General features: G+C 64.0%; 14 protein-coding genes, 1 tRNA gene and 1 pseudogene. 6 read left to right on the top strand and 10 right to left on the bottom strand.

What is annotated here, in order from left to right; genetic code table 11:
• Positions 1–110, top strand: a pseudogene (locus tag CSC64_RS09330) (IS110 family transposase); the annotation flags it as partial.
• Between the two features lie 23 nt (positions 111–133).
• On the opposite strand, the gene uvrB reads toward CSC64_RS09330, so the two are convergent.
• Positions 134–2167 (bottom strand): excinuclease ABC subunit UvrB, encoded by a 2034-nt coding sequence (gene uvrB, locus CSC64_RS09335; protein ID WP_162435053.1) that lies wholly within the window; start codon positions 2165–2167, stop codon positions 134–136.
• Between the two features lie 322 nt (positions 2168–2489).
• On the opposite strand from uvrB, the gene CSC64_RS09340 reads away from it, so the two are divergent.
• The 5 genes from CSC64_RS09340 (at position 2490) to CSC64_RS09360 (ending at position 5428) form a co-directional block, all read left to right on the top strand.
• Complete coding sequence (locus tag CSC64_RS09340; protein ID WP_162435054.1) at positions 2490–3023, top strand: GspH/FimT family pseudopilin; 534 nt, start codon at positions 2490–2492, stop codon at positions 3021–3023.
• 86 nt (positions 3024–3109) lie between these two features.
• A tRNA-Asn gene (locus tag CSC64_RS09345) sits at positions 3110–3186 on the top strand.
• 348 nt (positions 3187–3534) lie between these two features.
• The gene (locus tag CSC64_RS09350; protein WP_162435055.1) at positions 3535–4014 is read left to right on the top strand and encodes a hypothetical protein; all 480 of its coding nucleotides are present in this window, start codon (positions 3535–3537) and stop codon (positions 4012–4014) included.
• A gap of 14 nt (positions 4015–4028) precedes the next feature.
• On the top strand, positions 4029–4778 hold the full coding sequence (locus tag CSC64_RS09355) for a hypothetical protein (protein ID WP_162435056.1): 750 nt from the start codon (positions 4029–4031) through the stop codon (positions 4776–4778).
• The gene (locus tag CSC64_RS09360) at positions 4775–5428 is read left to right on the top strand and encodes a hypothetical protein (protein WP_162435057.1); all 654 of its coding nucleotides are present in this window, start codon (positions 4775–4777) and stop codon (positions 5426–5428) included. The genes CSC64_RS09355 and CSC64_RS09360 overlap by 4 nt, the downstream gene beginning before the upstream one ends.
• Positions 5429–5501: 73 nt before the next feature.
• Here the strand turns inward: CSC64_RS09360 and CSC64_RS13955 are convergent, their stop codons facing one another.
• The 9 genes from CSC64_RS13955 to CSC64_RS09410 form a co-directional block, all read right to left on the bottom strand.
• Positions 5502–6212: a hypothetical protein gene (locus CSC64_RS13955; RefSeq protein ID WP_238389911.1), complete on the bottom strand. Its 711-nt coding sequence runs from the start codon at positions 6210–6212 to the stop codon at positions 5502–5504.
• Between the two features lie 793 nt (positions 6213–7005).
• Positions 7006–9174, bottom strand: coding sequence for a phage/plasmid primase, P4 family (locus tag CSC64_RS09370; RefSeq protein WP_162435058.1), 2169 nt, complete (start codon positions 9172–9174; stop codon positions 7006–7008).
• Entirely contained in the window at positions 9171–9617 is a 447-nt protein-coding gene (locus CSC64_RS09375) for a hypothetical protein (RefSeq protein ID WP_162435059.1), read from the bottom strand. Before CSC64_RS09375 ends, CSC64_RS09370 begins: the two co-directional genes overlap by 4 nt.
• Complete coding sequence (locus CSC64_RS09380) at positions 9617–9979, bottom strand: helix-turn-helix domain-containing protein (RefSeq protein ID WP_202922349.1); 363 nt, start codon at positions 9977–9979, stop codon at positions 9617–9619. The genes CSC64_RS09375 and CSC64_RS09380 overlap by 1 nt, the downstream gene beginning before the upstream one ends.
• Before the next feature lie 220 nt (positions 9980–10199).
• On the bottom strand, positions 10200–11063 hold the full coding sequence (locus tag CSC64_RS09385; protein WP_162435060.1) for a hypothetical protein: 864 nt from the start codon (positions 11061–11063) through the stop codon (positions 10200–10202).
• A complete protein-coding gene (locus tag CSC64_RS13960; protein WP_238389916.1) occupies positions 11060–12499 on the bottom strand; it encodes a tyrosine-type recombinase/integrase in 1440 nt (479 codons plus the stop codon). Before CSC64_RS13960 ends, CSC64_RS09385 begins: the two co-directional genes overlap by 4 nt.
• A gap of 330 nt (positions 12500–12829) precedes the next feature.
• Positions 12830–13264 (bottom strand): type IV pilin protein, encoded by a 435-nt coding sequence (locus CSC64_RS09400; RefSeq protein WP_162435061.1) that lies wholly within the window; start codon positions 13262–13264, stop codon positions 12830–12832.
• A gap of 14 nt (positions 13265–13278) precedes the next feature.
• Entirely contained in the window at positions 13279–16977 is a 3699-nt protein-coding gene (locus tag CSC64_RS09405) for a pilus assembly protein (RefSeq protein WP_162435062.1), read from the bottom strand.
• A gap of 10 nt (positions 16978–16987) precedes the next feature.
• On the bottom strand, positions 16988–17512 hold the full coding sequence (locus CSC64_RS09410; RefSeq protein ID WP_162435063.1) for a pilus assembly PilX family protein: 525 nt from the start codon (positions 17510–17512) through the stop codon (positions 16988–16990).

Below are 17512 nucleotides of genomic sequence, written 5' to 3' on the forward strand. Positions count from 1 at the left end.
AGCGGGGCAAGTGCGCCAAGGTCGCCCTGGTGGCCTGCATGCGGGTCCTGCTCACCCGGCTCAACGCCATGGCGCGGGACAACACCCCCTGGCGCGAGGAGATGGCCTGAAGACAGTTGCTCCTACACGGGGATCAGCCGGCCAGGCTGGCTTCCTTCAGCCGGCGGATCTGGTCGCGCACCCGCGCCGCGTCCTCGAATTCCAGGTCGCGGGCGTGCTGGTACATGCGCTGCTCCAGCTCCTGGATCTTCCGCGCCGCCTGGATCGGATCCATCACCGCATAGTCGCCAGCCTGCTCGGCCACCTGGCGCGCCGCGGCCTTGCCGCGCCCGGCCTTGCCGGCCTTCGACTCGCCCGGCTCGGCACGCGCGCCCTCCATCACGTCCATGATCGGCCGCACCACCTGCCGCGGCACGATGCCGTGGGCGGCGTTGTACTCCTCCTGCTTCTCGCGGCGGCGGCTGGTCTCCTCGATCGCCGCCTCCATCGATTTCGTCACCCTGTCCGCGTACAGGATCGCCGTGCCGCGCAGGTTGCGCGCGGCGCGGCCGATGGTCTGGATCAGCGAACCGGTCGAGCGCAGGAAACCTTCCTTGTCCGCGTCCAGGATCGCCACCAGCGAAACCTCGGGCATGTCCAGGCCCTCGCGCAGCAGGTTGATGCCGACCAGCACGTCGAACTTGCCCAGGCGCAGGTCGCGGATGATCTCCACCCGCTCCACCGTCTCCACGTCCGAGTGCAGGTAGCGCACCTTGATCCCGTGCTCGGACAGGTAGTCGGTGAGGTTCTCGGCCATGCGCTTGGTCAGGGTGGTGACCAGCACCCGGTCGCCGTCGGCCACGCGCTTGTTGATCTCGCTCATGAGATCGTCGACCTGGGTGGCGACCGGACGGATCTCCACCTTCGGGTCCACCAGGCCGGTCGGGCGCACCACCAGCTCCACCACCTGGTCGGCCGCCTCGCGCTTCTCGTACGGGCCGGGCGTGGCCGAGACGTAGATCGAGCGCGGCGCGCGCGCCTCCCATTCCTCGAACTTCAACGGCCGGTTGTCCAGCGCCGACGGCAGGCGGAAGCCGAACTCCACCAGCGTCTCCTTGCGCGAACGGTCGCCCTTGTACATCGCGCCGATCTGCGGAATGGTCACGTGCGACTCGTCCACCACCAGCAGCGCGTCAGCCGGCAGGTAGTCGAACAAGGTCGGCGGCGGCTCGCCCGGCGCCTTGCCGGTGAGGTGCCGCGAGTAGTTCTCGATGCCCGAGCAGTAGCCGACCTCGGCCATCATCTCCAGGTCGAACTGGGTGCGCTGGGCCAGGCGCTGCGCCTCGACCAGTTTGTTCTGCGCGTACAGCAGCTCCAGCCTCTCCTTGAGCTCGACCTTGATCGTCTCGATCGCGGCCAGCACCCGATCGCGGGTGGTCGCGTAGTGGGTCTTCGGATAGATCGTGTAGCGCGGCAGCTTGCGCAGCACCTCGCCGGTGAGCGGGTCGAACAGCGCGATGTTCTCGATCTCGCCGTCGAACAGCTCGATCCGCACCGCCTCGGCGTCGCTTTCGGCCGGGTGCACGTCCACCACCTCGCCGCGCACGCGGAAGGTGCCGCGCTGCAGCTCGTACTCGTTGCGGGTGTACTGCAGCTGGGTCAGGTGGCGCAGCAGCTCGCGCTGGTCGATGCGCTCGCCGCGCGACAGGATCAGGCGCAGCGACAGGTAGTCCTCCGGAGCGCCCAGGCCGTAGATCGCCGAGACCGTGCCCACCACCAGCGCGTCCGGGCGCGACAGCAGCGCCTTGGTCGCGGCCAGGCGCATCTGCTCGATGTGGTCGTTGATCGAGCTGTCCTTGTCGATGAACGTGTCGGTCGAGGGGATGTAGGCTTCCGGCTGGTAGTAGTCATAGTAGCTGACGAAGTACTCGACCGCGTTGTTCGGGAAGAACGCCTTGAACTCGCCGTACAGCTGCGCGGCCAGGGTCTTGTTCGGCGCCATCACCAGGGTCGGCTTCTGCACCGCCTGGACCACGTTGGCGATGGTGTAGGTCTTGCCCGAACCGGTGACGCCCAGCAGCACCTGCTTCGCCAGTCCGGCATCGAAACCCTCGATCAGCTTGGCGATGGCCTGCGGCTGGTCGCCCGCCGGCGCGTATGGCGACACCAGTTCGAAACGCTCGCTCATGCGCGGTGCGGACCGTGTTCAGGGGGACTGGCCAGTATAGACAACCCCGCCGTACAGACCCCGTACCTGCCGCAGGCATCCCCCCCTTGTAGGAGCCCACTTCAGGGGGCGACCCGACACCGCCGGAATACCTGCTCGTTCAACGCATGCCTCCGGAAACCATGCGTTGACCGCAGCACCCCCGACGCCCCCGGGTCGCCCCCTGAAGTGGGCTCCTACAACAGCCAGGACCTATTCCTACAGGGCGCACCTGCACACGGCCGATACCATCGCCCCGCCCTCCTGCCGATCCTGAATCCCCCGAGCGAAAAGGATTTCGCCCATGCGCAAGGATGCGCCGGGACATGCCCACGGATTCAGCCTGGTCGAGCTGCTGTCTGTCGTGGCGATCGCCGCGATACTCACCGGCCTGGCCCTGCCCGGCTTCCAGGACACGCTGCGCCGCCAGCGGGCGTCCAGCACCATGCCCCTGCTGGTCGGCCAACTGGCCCAGGCGCGCAACCCCGCCATCAGCCGGCAAATCCCAGTGACCGTATGCCCGTCCCGGGGCGACGGCCGCTGCCGCAGCGATCCGGACTGGAGCGCGGGCTGGCTGGCCTACCACGACCCCCTGCGCAGCGACCAGCCACGCTCGCGGGCAGACATCCTTCGCGAGGAACACCGGCCGGCGGACGGACCGGTCAGGATCCTGGGCAGCGCCGGCCGCCTGCGGGTGCGTTACCAGCCCAGCGGCCGCAGCGGCGGGACCAACCTGACCCTGCGGATCTGCGCCGGTGCCGCCCTGCAGGGCGAGGTAATCGTCAACAACGTGGGGCGGGCGCGCAGCCGGCGCGTGCAAGGGGCCTGCCCTTCGTGAGCGGTCCGGTGCACGCCTACCTGACTGGGCAGGATAGTGCTGTGCCTTGCCCGTGGCAGGCTCCTGCCCCTACAATACGCGCCCCCGCCCGAATAGCTCAGCCGGTTAGAGCACTTGACTGTTAATCAGGGGGTCGTTGGTTCGAGTCCAACTTCGGGCGCCAGACAAAAGAGCTTAAAAACAGGCCCCGCAGCGATGCGGGGCCTGTTCTTTTGTGGCACTGCCGCCTAGCCGCGCTAGCGCAAAACCCGCCCACAACCCGCCAAGGGGCGCAAATGGCGCAACCCCCGGGGCTGCGGCCTTGGCACGGGGCATGCAGGCGGCTCCGCTGGGCGTCCGCTGCTGACCGTGCGTGGTGGCGGCTCTGGGGTGGCCTAGGGCCAAGGGCTGCGCAGGTGCCCTGCGACGCTGGGGCGGGTCGGCTGTCGATGGCAAGCTGGGTAGTGTCGTGCGGCCCACGACCTGTGAGCCATGCGTTAGGCTTGGTCTTAGTCAGGACGTAGGGGGCGTCATGCACATGTTTGGTCTTGAAGAGCGCGGACAGGTACACCGGGCCAAAGAGTTCGCAGGTCTGCGGTTAGTGAATGCCACCCACGAATGGATGGCGGCGAAATCAGACAGGGATCGGAGCAAGGCGGCGCTCGCGCTCGCTGAGGCTCACAACATCTACCGTGCAGCCTGCGACGCATTCGAATACGCCACAGCGAATTGCGACCCGTGGGTACTGCGGGATCAAATGCTTGATGACGAGCGCAAGCGTCTAGAGGAAGAGCGAAACTTGCGCTGGCACGACGCCCTTGCCCGCGCGCAGATGGGAGATGACCCCGCAACCGCTGTCCCCGGGGTCGTCGCCAGTCTTCTGATCGCGCTCCTTCCCAAGCTAGACCCATGTGTGCCGAACGAAATGTCGGTCACTAACCAATGGAAGAGAGAGCTGAGCCGGCAGGCGGAAGAGAGCGAGAAGCTACGCCAGCAACAGTTGTCGCGATAAAGAGGGGGTACTCAATGTTCCAAGCGATCAAGAACTGGGCGCAACAGCGGTCGGTAGCGAAAGAGTTAGGCAAGCTCCCAGCGATTCAGATTGCCCGGATTGCCATACAAGACAGTTGGTCCAGCAACAAGGCAATCACGCAAGACTTCTCGCGCGAGCTGATCGACGGACAAGCGACTTTGATGATGCAGAAGGTCATCGAGATTGCTAGCAGTGACACTCCCTGGTTGGCAAATAGGGGTTTCTTAGCCGAGTGCGTGATCGAGTACGCACAATTTGGTGTACTCGTGCTTGAACCACCGCCTGCCGAAGATACAACAGGGTTCAGAGGCATGCCGGGTATTACCGGCGAACTCAAGCAGCACTACATGATGCTTGCCGCGAAAGACGAAGGTCTCCGAGAAGCGCTCCGCGAATTGCCACATGGCAATGATCCGGACGAAATATGGAACTTCATCGTCTTCCGAAATCGCCAACTTTGGGCGTGGGGCAACGTTTTCCAGTCCGTCCGCTTTGCGTACAACGACCATGCTCCAAAGGGAGAGGAAGACTGGTACCGCCCATTCGTGGCGGCCATGTTCGCATGGCAGGAAGACACGTATCGAAAAGCACTAGGGCTACCGTCTGCGCTTGAGGGAGAATGCGAAGGGGTCCACCTACGTGCCCTTTGGTACAGCACATTTATGAACCGTGTCACGAATGGGGACGCGAACCCGCTAGCGACTTGGCGCGAAGACCTTGCGGAGTATGAGAAGGCGGAATGAGTCGATCGCTTCCAACCGGTACCGAGAATTTCCCGCCGGGCTGGGAGTGCTTCGATCACTACGTCTCCCATGTTGGTGCCCGTTCGCTAGGGTTTGCTGTCGATGGTGGTGGAGTCAACCGATTTGCGGCCCGCTATCGCGCCGCCAAGAGTTTCAACCGTGCAGAGTTTGATCACCTGTCCGCACCGACACGCGATGGTTACAGCACACTCATTCGGTTGCTGCTGACCTATTCAGCCTTCGAGCACTTCCTGCGCTGCATAGGCACCGAGATTCGACACACAAGCACGCTATTGACGGAAAGCGAACGCGACACTGCACTCGGCAGGCTACGCGCGCTCAATGGAAGCCAAGAGTTCTTTTCTGCTGTCCGTTCGCACTTGGATCAGCGGAACTACACACGGCAGTTCGACGAATTCCTCGCCGGAAACACCTGCAACCTCTTTTATCTAGCGGGTGGAGTGCGACACGCCTTCGCCCATGGCCAGCTAACCGCCAGTCCTGCCACTTGCCCGCCCGAGTCCGTTGCGACCTGCAGCCGGTTTCTTGTGAACCTGCTTGTGCGCATCATGGACCGAGAGTTCAAGCGTCGTATGGATGAATTTGAGGAGGCCATTGCGCCTCCTCCGGGGCCAGACTACGACGAATGACAGCAGCCCCCGGCGTCCCCACCGGCCAGAGGAGCCATAGACGCCGGGGGCGCTGCCCTACAACGCTTGAAACCTAGACGGTGCCCTGCGCCAGCTTGGTCAGCTCGTCCACGCGGCCGAAGTCGAACCGCTCACCGAAGATGCGTTCCACGCTTTGCGCCGCGTGCTTGAGCCGCGCGGCCTCAGCCTCCAAGCCCGCTTCCAGTCCCACGTACTCGGGGGCTACGATTCCCAGGCACTCCTGCCGCAACTGCAACTGACGAGCCGGGTGCAAGCCGCTAAGGAATGCCGGTGCGCTGGCGATTGCCTTGTAGAGAGGGACTGCGTGGTCGCTCTTCAGGGCGTCGGCAATCGCGGCGAAGCGCTGTTCGTCGGGAAGGCTGCGCAGGTACGCGCGAATTTCAGAGTCGAGGGATGCCTCGTAGCTGGTGGTGGGCCGCAGCTTGCTGTCGATCTCGCGGGTCACTTCGCCGCGCCGCTCCATAACGCGCTGGTGCAGCGCATTGAAGCCATTGACGCGCTCAGTCACGCGAGGCTTCAGCAGCTTGCCGACTTCGATGTCCTGCTGCACAGAGTTGAGCGTTGGGTTGGCGTACACCCGGCGCGTGCTGTTGACCAGGTCCATGCACTGCTGCACGGCATTGACGCGAATGTCGTAGCAGTTGCCTAGCAGTTGATCGGCGGGCTTCGTTCCATGCGCCGCGAAGTTCTCCTTGAACAGGGCTTCGCTTACGTCGTGAAATGGTTCGCGGCGGATGGTGTTGTTGCGTTGCTGTGCAGGCATTGTGGTGCCCTCCTAGGGCCGGGTGGGATTGCGCCACAACGGTGCACAAGGCAAACGGCGCGCGACGCAGAAGGTTGCGCGCCGCCCCTGTGCCGTCTGTTCGGATGCCGGGAACTCAGCAATTAGGTGCTCCGCTGGTGGGGCCATTTGGCCGGCCCGGACGCCAAAGTCAGCCGGGTGGCTGCCACGCGCGAGCGCGCGCTGCGAGCGTGCTAGTGGTGTGCCGCGCCCCTGTTTTGCGCCCGCTACGCCCGCCAAACGGCCGCAAGGCCGCCCGCTGAGTGCCGGGGCGTTAGCAGGCGGGTTGCTGGCGGGTTTTGTGTGCCGACCGGCGTCGAAGGTGCGACGCGCGCAGCTACTTCGCTAGGGTTTCGCGGATAGTCGCCACCAAACCATCCCTAAGGTGCAATTGCACGGTTGCAAGTGCGGGGTTGGCTGGCGGGCGCTGGCGGGCGCAGCGGCGCTAATTTGGCACTTCTCCCTTAGGAGAACACCCATTTCAATTTCAAACCACTTTTCTTCCGCCCGCTACGCCCGCCAAGTAAAAATTAGTCTGTAAGAGAGCTAAAAACATAGGGTTTGGTGGCGGGCGCAATGTCACCCCCGTTGCGCCCGCCTGCGCCCGCTTGCGCCCGCCTGTTTTTATTGCGCAATTGCGCTGGAAGACTGCCCGCAGCCGCTCCGGCTGGCCCGTTTGCTCCCTGCACTGGTGGGTGGTGGCACCCAAGGCCAGCGCGGCCCGCTGGCGGACGCCTGCGGAGCCTGGGCACGTGCCAGCAGGCCCCGCTAGCGCCTAGAACTTGCTGCCGTTGCGCAGCGTCAGGCCGCGCCATGCGCGGTCGCCGTTCTTGCCAACCTTGGTCGGTGCAAAGCCGCGATCCTGCAACCGCGACGTGAGCGCGCGGCGCGACAGCACATGCTCGCCATTCGTTTCGGCCCATCCCTCGTAGGCCATGTACAGCGCGCCAGACAACACGGTTCCCTTCCTGTCAACGACGCACATTTCTTCAAGGAACATGCCGATCACGTCGCTCTCCGTGCGGTATTCCTTCGTCGCTTCCACGATGACCTGCGGCAGTTTGATCTTGCTGTCGGTCAGGAACCGCCGTGCGCCAGCCACCGCCCACGCGAGAATGCCCTGTGCCTCAGCGCGCAGCTTGTTCCGCAGCTTTGGGTCTTGCTCGCTCTTGGGGATGGACTCTTCGAAGGGAATCAGCAGCAGACGCCGCCAAATGCCGCTGTCTGTGCCACGCACGATGGGCTTGTGGTTGGTGGTGAGCGCTAGCTTGTGCGTGGGGCTGAAGGTGAAGGGATGGCCGTAGAGCCTGCGCGCTGCAATCTGGTCGCCGCCGGTCATCGCCTTCACCAGTTCCTCGTCCAGCCGCCCACCCTCGTTCGTCTCCGCAGTGGTCACGAATCGCTTGCCCTGCAACTTGGCTAGCTCCGTCTCGGAGTTGTTCTTTGCGCTCTTGGTCATGAGCAGTCCGCGCGGCGCGCTGTCGGCGTAGTCGCCAAGCACGTACTGCAATGCCTCTACCAGCGAGGTCTTGCCGTTCTCGCCACCGCCATACAACACCGCCAAATAGGGCGGATCGGTCAGGCCTGTCAGCCAGTAGCCCGCAAGCTGCTGCATGAAAGGCACCATTTCAGGATGGCCGCGGAAGATGCGATGCAGGAACGCCATCCACGTAGGGCAGCCCGCCTCTGCGTCGTAGTCGTGTCCCGTGGTCTTGGTGATAAGCAGTTCCGGGTTCGCCGGCGTCAGCTTGCCCGTGCGCAGGTCCACGGCGCCGTTGTTGCAGCCGAGCAGGTAAGGATCGGAGTCGAACGAGTCAGCGCGCCGCTCCAACAGCGGTGCGGCCAGCTTTAGCGCGGCGTCAATCTTGCCGGCGTTCTCCGACTTATGCGCGTGCTTCCACAGTGCGTCGGCCTTGTCGCGGTCCTCGGTGGCGGCAGCTTCCTCGCGGATGATGCGGCCCAAGTCATAGAGCATCTTCTGTGCTGCGAGATTCGACGGGTGCCAGCGCACGCCGTCCCACACTAGCCATTCCATACCGGGCGCGTAGGCGAGACAGTCGCTAAAGCTGCGCTGCACACGGTAGGCGTTGCCTAGGTCGCTGAAAGGGCTAGCGTCGTCGTGCTGCCATTCGGCAGCCTCTTCCAGCAGGTTCTTGAACGACTTGGAACCCTGCCCCACAAGGTAGTCATCCAGTCCGGTCTTCTTGCTTCCGTCGCGTTCTACAAACGGCAGGCGCACGATGTAAGGCCGCGCACCCAGCAACGCCAGTTCCCGCGCAAGGGCGCTCTCCGCCTTCTTTACCTTGGGATTGGTCACGGCATCACTGTCGTAGCAGATATGCACGGTTCGCCCGTCCCACGCGAACTGCTCGAACATGGGCAGTAGTGGCGCGTCCTTCGATTTGAAGTTCCACACTCCGCCAAGGCCCACTGTCGGGAAGCCCTTCTTGGTAGCACAGGCAGCCTTCAATTCGCCCTCAGTGATAACGAGCGGAATGGCAGGGTTGTCAGCGATGGTTCGCCAGGTTGTGCCCGTGGCCAGCGGCGGCAGGTAAAGCTCGTTCATGCTGCCCGCAGGCTGGGCATACCGCTGGGACTTGGCGTTAGTGAGCGCAGCGAAGCCCGTCTTGGTCGATTCCAAATAGCGGTAGCGGTAGAACTCCGTCTGCTGGCCGTCGAGATCGAAGTACGGAATCTTGAAGCCCGCGAAGTGCTTGGAGAGGTCGAGCGCCGCTGCGTCCTGCGCGGTGCATGGCAGTAGCCCCAGCGCGCGAGCGTCGTCAGCCGTCAGGGCTGACTCTGCCAGCTTGGTCAGCATTGCCGCCTTCAGATCGCCCGCCTTGCCAGCAGTGGCACGGCTGCGGCGCTTTGGCGGGGTGGCTTTCGGCTCGCCACTGTCATCCCTCACCGCGCGGATTCCCGCCTTGTTTCGTTGCGTGCTCATCGGTACTCCGCGTCTTCGATCTCGGTGTGGGGGCGCATGTACATGACGCCGATGCCGACTACGTTTAGCCAGCTATGCGGCAGCCGAGTGGCGATCAATCCGTGCGTTGCTGCCCAAGCCGCATGGCTCTCGAACGGCAGCGATGACTCGTGGTGCATCCAGCCCTCGAACTCCGGGCTGAACGGGTGCGCAACGATTGCCATGGGCAGGTATTCGCCGTAGTGCCACTTGCGGAAGTACTGCGCGCGGTGCAGGTGCGGCCGATTCGCGTCATCTTCGATTTCCTTCAGCGCCTGCCGCATGCTGTCCGGCGGCGTAGCGGGCCGACCGATTCGCAGCTCCTCCAGCGTGAACCGACGCGAGTGGGGAACGGTTTGCCAGCCCCTTGAGTACGCGAATTGCTTGTCGTGTCCGTAGGGATACGGTGGGCGGAAGTGGCTCATCAGTCGTGACCCCGCGACTTCCTGCGCGACGGCGCGGCCATCTCCCCGGTCCAGCGGGCTTTGTTCCTGTTCGAGACGCGGTCGGCTACCTGCGGAACCGTTTCGTCGGACGCCCATTGGGCGCGCCCACGGATTTCTGCACTCGGCTGGGCAGCTTCGCGCTGCTGCTCGATCCAGTCCTTTACGTCCTGGCGGTTGTACATCAGCCGCATGCCGAGGCCGAAGCGGAACCAGCGTGGTCCCGCGCCATGCACGCGCCAGCGGCGCAGGGTTTCGACGGTGACGCCGAGCTGCTCGGCAACTTCCTGCTGCGACATGTAGTCGTGCAGCAGAGGCTTCTGATCAAGATCGTCGATAGACATACCATCCTCCGATGAGTTGTGAATACACCACCATTTGTGGTGCGAGACTCATCGTCGGGTGGGGCTGCGGCGCGCGACGCGCACACTTGCGCGCCCTAAGTAATCGCCACAAAACCTAATGCAAGGTGGCTCGTCGTAGGAGGAGCCTAGAAAAAGCAGGACTGCGAGCGAAGCCTGCTTTCTGGCTGCGCCCAAAAACCCGCCAGCGGCCTGCCGCTAGCTAGGCGCGCTTACCCCGGCGGGCCTTCAAGCCCAATGACACCATGCCATTGTCAATTCGATCCTTCAGCGTGCGCCGGTCCATGTGGTGTATAGCGGCGAACTCCGCCCGCGCTGCATTCTCTAGTTTGCTCTGTGTGGCATAGCTGCCAGCGTTCTCTCGCTCGAAATCGCCGCGAAAGCGTAGCCATACGTTGCGGTACCAGTCTTGCGCTGGATCAGTCTTCCACTGGCCGGGATTAGTCTTTTGCTGCGCATCCGCAAGTTTGACGCGCTCCGGCGCAAGGGCTCCGTCGAGCTTGGCTGTACGTATAGCTGCAATTCTCCGCAGCGCGCTTGCGCTCGCCGCGTTGCCTTGTGCGGCAGCTTGCGCTGCCCAATAGCGCAGCAGCACCCGCACTGCATCGCGCTTGTACTGACCAGCCTTGTCATCCCCATCGAAACGATAGATCAACTCTGAGCCATGGCCGTTATCAGCTAGGCGCTTCAGCCGGCTGTATTGGTCCACGTGAAGCCGCCGCTCAATATCGTTCAGAGCTTCAAGCTTTGACACCGGCTTGGCAGAGAACTTCCGCATGGCCTGCACCGCTTTGGCGACATACTTGCTTAGCTCGGCAGCGTCTTGCTCCAGTTGCTCCCGCTGCTTTGGGTCTTCAGTCTCCGCAGCATCCAGCCGCAACACTCCTTCGAGCGCCTTCAGCAGCAGCCACCACGGCTTGTCGCCAGCACCTTCTGCGGCCGCCAGCACAACCTGTTCGGCAGTCATATGGTCGTGCCAATCCGGTCCAGCAATCTGGTCGGCGTAATCCGCCAGATCACGCTCCGCGACCTCCAATGCCTCCAACGCCCGTTGCTTGGTAGTCATGCCTTGGCCCTCCGCTTCATGGGCACTACGTTGCTAGGCTGCGGCGGCGCCAGCGGTGCATCCCGCAGCGTTTCAAACCGCGCCCACCACTTCTGCAGCGCTTCGCGCTTCTCGTCGATGTAGTCCCATTTGTTGTAGTTCTTGCCACCTACGCTGCTGTCCACGTGGTTTAACACGCGGTCGCGGTACTCCTTTGGCACGCGCGCAGCAGCCATGCCGGTTTCCACAGTGCGGCGCAGATCGTGGGGTGTGAACTTCTCCATGCCGATGCGTGGCAGTAGCTCGGCCGAGATAGCGTTGAGCCGCCGATCGATGCGGTGATAGTCCAAGCTGCCGCCCTTGTTGGCTCCGGGGAACACGAACTTGCCGCCACCGCTGGTTTCCTTAAGCTGCCGCAGCAGCGCAACGGCCGGCTCAATCAGGGGCAGCATGTGTTCCCGCTTGTTCTTGACGCGGGCGACGGGCAGCACGATATGCCCCTCATCTAGATCGACTTCGCGCCAGCGCAGCGCCGTTATCTCTTGGATGCGGCAGCCCGTCATGGCGATAAGGCGAAGCACCTGCGCCATATCACCGTCTAGATGCGGATGCCGCCATGCGTACCGCTGCCGCCCTTCGGGGCGTGGCCTTGTTAGGTAGCCATCCGGGTCCGTCAGCCGCCAGAACACCCGGAACTCTCGGCCAGTCTGCAAAGCGCGGTCGCGTGGCGGCACCTTCCACCTGGGCAGACGCACAGCCGGGTTGCTGTTGTACGGGATCAGCTCGGCGTCCACCGCAAACGAATAGATCTTGCCGATCAACGCGGTGCGGGCGTTGGCCTCGGCAGCACGCGGCGGTATGCCGTGCTTGCGGTCGCCGGTGGCGATGGCCCTTAGCTCCGCCTTGATCTCCTCTCGGGTCAGGTCTTTCGCCTTGCGTGTGCCCACCCACGGGATAAGCCAGTTGTTGATGCGTCGCTCGTCCTCTTTCCAGCTGCGCTTGTGCAGCTTGGCGTGCTCTTCCATGTACCGCGTGGTCAGCTGCCCCATGTCGGCGTGCTTGGCGGCTTCGCGCTCGGCGGCAATGCGCTCGGCCTCGGCCTGCTGCCGCTGCTCACGTGGGGACAGCACCCGCACCGGCTGCTCGGTCACGCGTTGCTGCTGCAACTCGCCCTGGAGCATCACCACCTTGGCCCGCGCAGCTTCTAGGCTGCCGTAGCTGGGCTGAAAGGTGATGCCGATGTCCTTCCGTTTCTGGATTCGCTTGCCGTGCTTGTCTAGCTCGTCCGCCGTGTAGCAGAACCGGAACGACTTATGCCCGCCCTTGGTGACGCACAGGGCCAGCCCCGGCGTTTGGGCGTCGCGCACTAGGTAGTCGCGCTGCGGGTCGGGCGGCAGGGCGGCCAGCGCCTTGGCCGTGAAGGCGAACTGGCGCTGCTGAGGGGCTTGCTTGGACATTGCGCAGGGTCTCCGCTAGGTGGCTGTCGCACACCCAGCCGGTCCCGGCCATTCTAGAAAACCCGCCAGCAACCCGCCGGTGTGCCCCAATGGCTTGGTGCCATTGAGCACCAATGCTGCACCCATTTGGGGCTATTTGGCAATGAAAACAATCACTTATATGATGACTGCGCCGGGAACCCTTGGCCAAACAACAGGTTGCGGCATAATGGCCGGCTTGCTGTTAATCAGGGGGTCGTTGGTTCGAGTCCAACTTCGGGCGCCATATACGGAAAGGCCGCGAGCAATCGCGGCCTTTCTTCTATTTCCGGCGGTTGTGTCGCGGCCCGCTCACCAGCATTCGGCCAGCGTCGCCGTCCCGCTTTCGGTCTTCAGGCCGGTGTTGCTGACCGACAGGTTGCCGCAACGGTCACTGGCCTGCGACGGCCGCGCGGTGGCGGTCAGCACCAGCGCCGTGGCGGTCTGGGTGCTGGCAGCCAGATCGTAGCGTGGCGTCGCCCCGGCCTCGCGCGGGGAAACCGCCACGGGCAGGGCGAAGCCGACATAGGTGTTGTTGACCGTGAAGTAGCGCTCGGCCATCTGCATGTACTCGACGATGTCGGCCTTGGCCTGTGCACGCCGCGACTTGCGGATCTGCTCCTGGTAGGAGGGCACCGCGATCGAGGCGAGGATCGCCACGACCGCCACCACGATCATCAGTTCGATCAGGGTGAAACCCCCAGCCACGCGCCTGGCGTTCCCGCTCAAGGTAATCGCGCTGTCCATGTGCCCCCTCCGGTTCATCGCACCTGCCTCCAGGACTGCCTGCCGCACGGCCGCGGCAGGTACATCGGCGGCGCACCGGCCACCCGCACCACCATCGAGCACTGCGCACCCAGCGCCGCATCGATCTCAGCCTGGCTTGCGCCCGCCGCCAGCGGCCCCACCCGCGGCGTGGTCAACACCGCCACGTCCTTGACCGGTGCAGTACCGCCCGTGTTCAGCGCCACCGCGCCGGTGGCCGAGGCCGGTTGCGGGCCGGTCGGGGAACCCATGCGCACGTAGGTCATCGCCGCGCCACCGCTCAGGGTGTTCAGGCCGTAGAGCCAGTTCTTGCCCGCCACGGAGCAGTCCGAGGCCTGGGCCACCGACGGTTCGTAGGTGGGGAAAAACACCATCCCGCTTTCGATCCTGGGATAGCCGACAAAACGCTCACCCGCAGGCAGGTCGATGTACCAGCCCGACTTGCCGGCCGTCATCAAGTTGTTGCTCGTCTCGCGGAAACTACCCGCGTCGACCCCGACCGTCTGTTGCAGCAACTGGCCACGCCCGGCACCCGCCACGTCCTTGTCGAGCACGCCGTACATGGACTGGATGCCCTGATCGAGCGGGTCACCGGTGAACGCAAAGCTTCCGGTGCCGAAGTAGACCATCACGCCGCCGCCAGGACCCCTGGCCACGGTCAGGCCACCGGTGATCGACTGGCGCTGTCCGCCAGCGTTGGTGGCCGCGAACAGCGGGCTTCCGCCCAGCGCCACCGCGTTGGTCAGCAGGTCGAACTTCCACACCGCGCCATTCTGGTCGGCTGAATACACCGTGTCGGCATAGCCGTCACCGCCGTTGATCCAGGCGGTGTTACCGGCGTTGCGCCGCTTGAGATCCACCACCGACACATTGCCCAAGCCATTGTAGGCAGGCACCGGGGTCTCGGATGCGACGATGGTGGTGGTGCTACCCGTGGCCAGGTCGACCACGAACAGGCTGGCCTGCTGGCTGGTGCTGTTGTAGCCGTTGCCGAAGATGGCCTTCCAGGTCACCGTCCCCGCGGTGTTCTTGAACGGCACGATCACCGGCTTGCCGAGCACATAGCCGATGTTGTTGGTGATGGCCGGCTTGCTGGCGATGCGGTCGTTGATCTCCCACAACACGGTGATCGCCGACGGATTGGTGATATCCAGCGCGAACACACTGCGACCACCCGCCCCCGAGGTACCCACGGCAACCGTCTTCCAGCTCCCGCCGATGAAAGCGTCGGAAACGGTCACCGGCCCGTCGACGAAGTAGCGATGTTCGAACTTCTGGTTGTTCTTGTCCGCGGCGACGTACGGGAACAACAGGTTGCCCATGTGCCCCAGGGCCGTGGCCGGGATGTAGGCGAAGTCCTCCTGGCCGCCACTGCCGCTGTCGCGGCCATCCACGACGTGGAACATGCCGTCGTTGGCCCCGAACAGCACCAGCGGACGGGCCGTGGTCGCCTTGCTGGTGAGATAGTCCGCGTAGGTCGAACCCAGGGTCCCGCCAAGAGTCCTGTAGCCGTAGTCGTCGGTGGGCACGGTAACCACAGGCGAGGAATTGACGATGTCGCCAAGGATCGAGGTGCGGGTGCGCAATATCCCCTCATCGGTGCGACTGCCACGCAGGTAGGCGACGGCGCGGTTGATGTTCATGCCGCCGCCGGCCAGGGCCGAGATCGAGGCGGTGCTGCAGGCCACGGTCCTGAGCGGATCCGCAGCCGAACACAGGCTGGCAAGGGTCAGGTTGGCGGCGTTGAAATCCACCACCGCCGGCACTTCGCTGGTGGTGGTCACGCCGTGGCGGATGGTCCTTGCGGCTGCGCCCTGCGCCTCGATCCGCGCACTGGCCTCCCAGGCATTCACCAGGGTCACCTCGCCGGTGATCGGATCGCTGCTGACCTTGATGGCATCCAGCTTGCTGTACCAGTCGGTGCCGTTGTTGGTGGATTCGTAGCGGGGCTCGACGATCAGCGATCCGGCACCCACGCGCGCGCCGGTGACGCCCAGCGTGCCGGACGGGGTGGCGCCTTCGTTCACGGAAGCCAGGATGCGGCGCATCGCTTCGGTGATGTCGGCAGGCGAAGCGGCGTTGATGAACTCGCCACGCGAGTTCAGCGCCGCGTGCCAGATGTCGTCGACGTTCGCCGGGTTGGTATTCATGGTTCCGGTCGCGCCCCACGCCGGCGGATTGGCATAGGGGTCGTTGGTCGCCGGCATGTCCACGTCGAACACCGTACCGCGTGCACCCAAGGTGACGCCGTAGAAGTTCATGTGCAGGTTCTTGTTGCAGTCCATGCCGTTGGGAGGCGATCCCGAGCAAGCCTGCGGCACTGGCACCATGCCGGCGGTCAGGTCCGTGCGCAGGTTGGTGTTGTAGCCGTACATCGCGTAGTCGGCGATGGTGTTCGACGATGCGACACCGCCACCGTAGGGCTCCTGCAACGCGCCATCGACGTCGCCCACGTTCCAGTAGCCGGAAGAATCGATATCGTTCGTGTAGCCGTCGGTGAACAGCATGCCGCCATTCTTCTGGCACTGCAGCTTGATCGGCGCATTGGCATCGGTACGCATGAACTGCCTGACCAGGCGGGCGGTAGCGCGCCGCGTTGGCGTGTTGCCTGACGCATTGAGGTTGCGCATCGCCTTGTAGAGTTCGTCGCGGTCCCCCTGGACACCCATGTCACGCATCGTGACATTCGCATCATTGGCATCGCCTTGTGACGCCGGCGGCGTATTGATCTGGAAATAGCCGATCCGCATCTTGGTGAAATCCGACACCGAGTGCGTCATTGCGGCGATCATCGCGCGGTTGCGGTTGCCGTAATATGTCCACCAGTTGGCGAAGTTCTGCACCGCCGCCGCGCCGCCGGTGGTGAAATTCGACGCCACGTAGTCGTAGCGGTACATGTCCGCACCCAGCGGACCCGCTCCCTTGACCAGCACGCGCTTGCTGATATCAAAACCAGGCGGCGGCGTGGCGTCCGTGTCCAGGTACACCCGTGCCGGGTAGTAGCGGAACTGGACATTGTTGCAATCGGCCGTCAGCGCCTTTTCGGTCGCATATTGAATCCATTTGTATTCTGTCGTGCTGCTGCCCGGCGCGCGGGTGCAGGTACTGTCGTTGTAGACCCAGGTTCCTTCCGGAATCACCTTTCCATTCGGCCAGTTCTCGGTTGTAGCCAGGTAGGTGGTGAAATCGTACGTAGTGAACGGGTTTGCAGCCCCCTTCCCCGAGCCTCGCGGATCCTCACTTGCCGCATTCGTCGGAGAGTCAGCCTCCAGCGTGCCGGTCGATGTGCGCCACGGCAGGTAGGTCGAATGCGGGTTGAAAAAAGCCCGGTTGTAGGCTGGGTTGCGCAGGGCACCGTAGAAATCAGCGTTGTAACCGCCATCCATATGCTTGGTGATACTGGTCCCACCGGACTGGCGCAGGCTTCCCGTCGACGTGTCGAAAAAACTGCGGTTGGTATTGTGCAGATAGCCAGGGCCGGTCGGCGTCCTGAACAACGTCTCGTCGGTGCTCATCGACCCCGAGTTGTCCACCGCCATGATGAACGCCGGCGGGATCACGTTGGTGATGTTCATCGGCGCCTGCGCCAGTTCCGGCGGCGTCACCTGTGCCGAAGCCAGATACAGGCCATAGCCGCCCGCAAGTGCGGCGACCGCGGCAGAGACGGTGATGAGTCGGGTGCGACGGGATGCCATGACTGGCTCCTCAGGGTCGGAAGATGGTGTCGACCGCCGCATTGGCGGTGGCCGCAGGATTGGTGGCGTAGGTGGTGACCTGGAAGATCCGGTTGGGATCCTCGGTGACCGGTCGGACACCCATGTCCATGCCGGCATTGCCGGAAATGCACTGGCCGATCTCGCGGATGCTGACCCAGTTTGCCTGCGGCACCAAAGTGGACAGGCCCGCAGCCCAGTCGCTGGGGTCGAAGCCGTCATCGCAGGTTTGCTGGATAGGCGCAGTACCCGCGGCGCACAAACCATCGCGGTTGACCACGCCCTCGATGAAGCACTCGCGCAGGCGCACGTCGGCTTCAGCGGTCTGGAATGCCACGTTGGTCGCCAGGTAGTTGGCAGCCATGCGCTCCTGCAATCCGGCCACCTGCATGCCAACGATGCCGATCAGGGCCAGCAGGACCAGGATCATCAGCGCCACGTACAGCGCCGCACCGCCCTGGCGCGAAGGACGCCCCGAGCCGGGCCGGAATCCATGGGACTTGGGCTTCGGATGCAT

The sequence above is a fragment of the Pseudoxanthomonas koreensis genome (assembly GCF_010093225.1).
GTDB classification, from domain to species: Bacteria; Pseudomonadota; Gammaproteobacteria; order Xanthomonadales; family Xanthomonadaceae; genus Pseudoxanthomonas; species Pseudoxanthomonas koreensis.